The sequence below is a fragment of the Microcoleus sp. B4-C1 genome (assembly GCF_036705285.1).
Lineage (GTDB): Bacteria > Cyanobacteriota > Cyanobacteriia > Cyanobacteriales > Microcoleaceae > Microcoleus.
This window is the reverse complement of sequence record NZ_JAUBUC010000183.1, coordinates 1-3,475: the sequence shown is the minus strand read 5'-3', so window position 1 is coordinate 3,475 and position 3,475 is coordinate 1. Positions and strand designations below refer to the sequence as shown.

General features: G+C 50.7%; 3 protein-coding genes. All 3 read right to left on the bottom strand.

Features of this window, described 5'->3' with window-relative positions; translation table 11 throughout:
* Positions 1-1,943, bottom strand: a 1,943-nt coding sequence (locus QUB26_RS31380; RefSeq protein ID WP_333321218.1) for a tetratricopeptide repeat protein, incomplete at its 3' end; no start/stop codon positions are given.
* Positions 1,944-1,949: 6 nt separating this feature from the next.
* On the bottom strand, positions 1,950-2,741 hold the full coding sequence (locus QUB26_RS31375) for a DUF928 domain-containing protein (RefSeq protein ID WP_333321216.1): 792 nt from the start codon (positions 2,739-2,741) through the stop codon (positions 1,950-1,952).
* 475 nt (positions 2,742-3,216) lie between these two features.
* Positions 3,217-3,475 (bottom strand): hypothetical protein (locus QUB26_RS31370; protein ID WP_333321214.1); only part of this gene is annotated, 259 nt, incomplete at its 5' end.

Genomic DNA, 3,475 nt, shown 5'->3' with positions numbered 1-3,475 from the left:
GAGCCAAGACTGCTGCGACTGCGAACAGCCAGGAATTCTTGATTGCCAATAATTAAGCTGGCTAGAGAGGCGTTGTGTTTTTGCCACAGGGGTTTGAGGTCTACTTCGCGAAACGCGATTTCGCCTGTGGGTTGAATTACCCAAATGTAGAGCGCGGATTCTCGCCCTACTTGTTGGCCTTGAATCTGAAAGTCGTCGTAGATGATGGAATACTGCACCAAAGTGGCGTTCTGTGCTTTGGCGATTTGTCGGATTTGCTCGCCGTTGGGAGCAGAGGCGATGACCGAACTGGCATCACCAGTTGATAAGCGCTGTGTCAGGAGATCGACAAAGGCACGAGCACGTCCCCGTTCGGCAATTTCTAAAGCGGCGATCGGGTTATTTTGAGCCACCCGGACTTGTTGTAAAGTCCGATAAGTCATAGCTTGTCTTTCAAAGATGGAGACTTTATTCGCGTCGTTGGAGCCGAGCATTTGCCGCATCGATTCCCAAACTTGAATGGCATTGACGAGCATTTTTTCAGATTCTGTTGGGTTGCCAGCTTTCAAAAAATCCACTCCCAGGTTGTTGAGCGCTCTACCTTCTCCCTGGCGGTCTTTAATTGCGCGTGCGATAGCTAAACTCTGCTGCTGATACTCAATGGCTTTGGCCGAGTTGCCCAGATAGCTGTAAGCGCTTCCCAAATTGCCCAGTGCCACACCCTCGCTCTGACGGTCTTTAATTTCGCGAGCGATAGCTAAATGTTGCTGTGAATACTCAATGGCTTTGGCCGAGTCGCCCAGAGAGTAGTAAGCACCTCCCAAATTGTTCAGTGCCGCACCCTCGCCAAAGCGGTTTTTAATTTCGCGGGCGATGGCTAACCACTGCTGTGAATACTCAATGGCTTTGGCCGAGTCGCCCAGATTGAGGTAAGTGAATCCTAAATTGCCCAGTGCCAGACCCTCGCTGTGACGGTCTTTAATTTCACGGGCGATAGCTAAATGTTGCTGTGCATACTCAATGGCTTTGGCATAGTCGCCCAGAAAGCGGTAAGCGCTTCCCAAAAGGCCCACTGCCGCACCCTCGCTCTGGCGGTCTTTAATTTCGCGGGCGATGGCTAAACTTTGCTTTGAATACTCAATGGCTTTGGCATAATTGCCCAGAGAGCTGTAACTGGCTCCCAAAACGGCTAGTGCGATACCCTCGCTCTGACGGTCTTTAATGTCGCGGGCGATGGCTAAACTTTGCTGTGCATACTCAATGGCTTTGGCATAGTCGTCCAGACCAAGGTAAGCACGCCCCAAATTGCCCAGTGCACTACCTTCACTTTGGCGGTCTTTAATGTCGCGGGCGATGACTAACCACTGCTGTGAATACTCAATGGCTTTGCCATAGTCGCGCAGAGAGTAGTAAGCACGTCCCAAATTGCCCAGTGCCACACCCTCCCCTTCGCGGTCTTTAATTTCGCGAGCGATGGCTAAACCCTGCTGTGAATACTCAATGGCTTTGGCATGGTTTCCCACAGAGTAGTAAACTTTTCCCAAATCGCGCAGCGCCAAATTTTCAATGTGGCGGTTTTTAATTTCACGGGCGATGGTTAAACTCTGCTGCAAATAATCAATGGCTTTGACCGAGTTGCCCAGAGAGTGGTAAGTAGCTCCCAAAATGCCTAGTGCCCCACCCTCCCTTTGGCGGTTTTTGAGAGCACGATAAATTTGCAGTGCCTGTTGCCAGGAATTCACCGCTGCTGGGAATTGGCCAATGCCATACTGTTGAAGCCCCTGCTGTATTAGCCGATCGGCCTCTGCTTGACGAGCATCCGTAGTTTGAGCGCTAACCGGAAGTGGAGAGTGCATAGGAATATAAAAAGCAACAGACAAAACGCAAAAGGCGAGGGGAAACAGGAAGCCCGATCGCACTTTACGATTACTGAATTTAAACAGTGTTAGCGAGAAAGGCTGCATGGGATTTTAGGGTTTGGGTTGCGGGAGTTGGCGTTGTTGTTCGATCGCCCTAATTTGCTTCAATTGATCGCTCCAATCTTTCAAAGGTTCGGCTTCCGAACTAGCGAGAGCATCTAGCAATTCCAGCACAGCCGCTTGGCTTTGAGAAGTCTCAGAGGCTTTGCGCGCTTCCGCGATCGCGTCATACCACAGCCCAGACTCCGCATACAGGTCAATCCGCTGTTGGGGAGTTTGCGCCGCTGCAAGTTGAGTCTGCAACGATGCAGCAGGCGCAACGACTTGGATTTCTGCCGCCGCCACCACATTTCTCGAAGGAACATTCCGATCGCACACCAACACCACTTGCCACTGATAGGATTGCCCGATCGACAGTTGGGGCAGATTTGAAGGCAAAGCAACCGACATGATTCCTGGCTGACTCTGCATCTCGGTTCTGTAGAGCAGTTGTCCCGATCGAGTAAACAGCCTCAATTGCAGCGGACGAGAAGTGCGATCGGGTACAAACCAGGTAAAAGTCGGATGCCCAGAAATCGTCTGTCCCACATGGCTAAACGGCACTAAGGCAGTCAATCTCGCCGATGAATTAGCTTCGCAACTGCCCCCGCGAGTCGTATTCGTGCCCGTTTCTTTCGGTTTAGAAGGGTTTTCAGGAGGAGTGTATTGTGCCAGCGCTACAGGAGCGATCCAGAACGAAACACTCAGCATTAAACTCGCAAGGCCCGCAGAGTAAACGGTTCGACGCTTCAACTCGTGAATCATCATCGCAATCCCCTCTGTAACTATTTCTACAGTAATCAACAATACACAAACACAATAGAGGACTACCCGCAAGCGTCCTTTGCGGGAAGGTGCAAAGATATTGGTGTCAGCTTAAGGGCAAACCCTCAGTCCGGCAGTCCGGCAGGGGTTTAAACCCCTGCCTCAAAGCGAAAGTCGTCTGAAGACGACTAATGAGTTCTTCAGTCGTCTGAAGATGACTAATGAGTTCTTCAGTCCTCTTTGAGAGGACTTTCGCTATGAGACAGGGAATTCATTCCCGCTTAGGACTGCCGGGTGGGCGGGAGGACTGGGTGGACTGACAGCAATCCGGCAGGGGTTTAAACCCCTGCCTCAAAGCGAAAGTCGTCTGAAGACGACTAATGAGTTCTTCAGTCCTCTCAAAGACAACTAATGAGTTCTTCAGTCCTCTTTGAGAGGACTTTAGCTATGAGACAGGGAATTCATTCCCGCTTAGGACTGCCGGGTGGGCGGGAGGACTGGGTGGACTGACAGCTTAAGTTGACACGCTTTGGGCATTGCCGTATCCAGAGTTGCCGTGTTGTCGATCGTTATATCTGAGCTCTTGAACCATTCTCAAGAACGGGCCCCAGAGCCCGTTCCACAAAGAGTGAATTTCTTGTGGAACGGGCCCCAGAGCCCGTTCATAAACGATTTGACAAGCGTGAACCCAACCAATTACCGCAAAAGTGGGTCTAAAGCCCCGTCCTTCTAGGACGGCTTTAATTTCTACAATTTGTAAATAATTGTTAAAT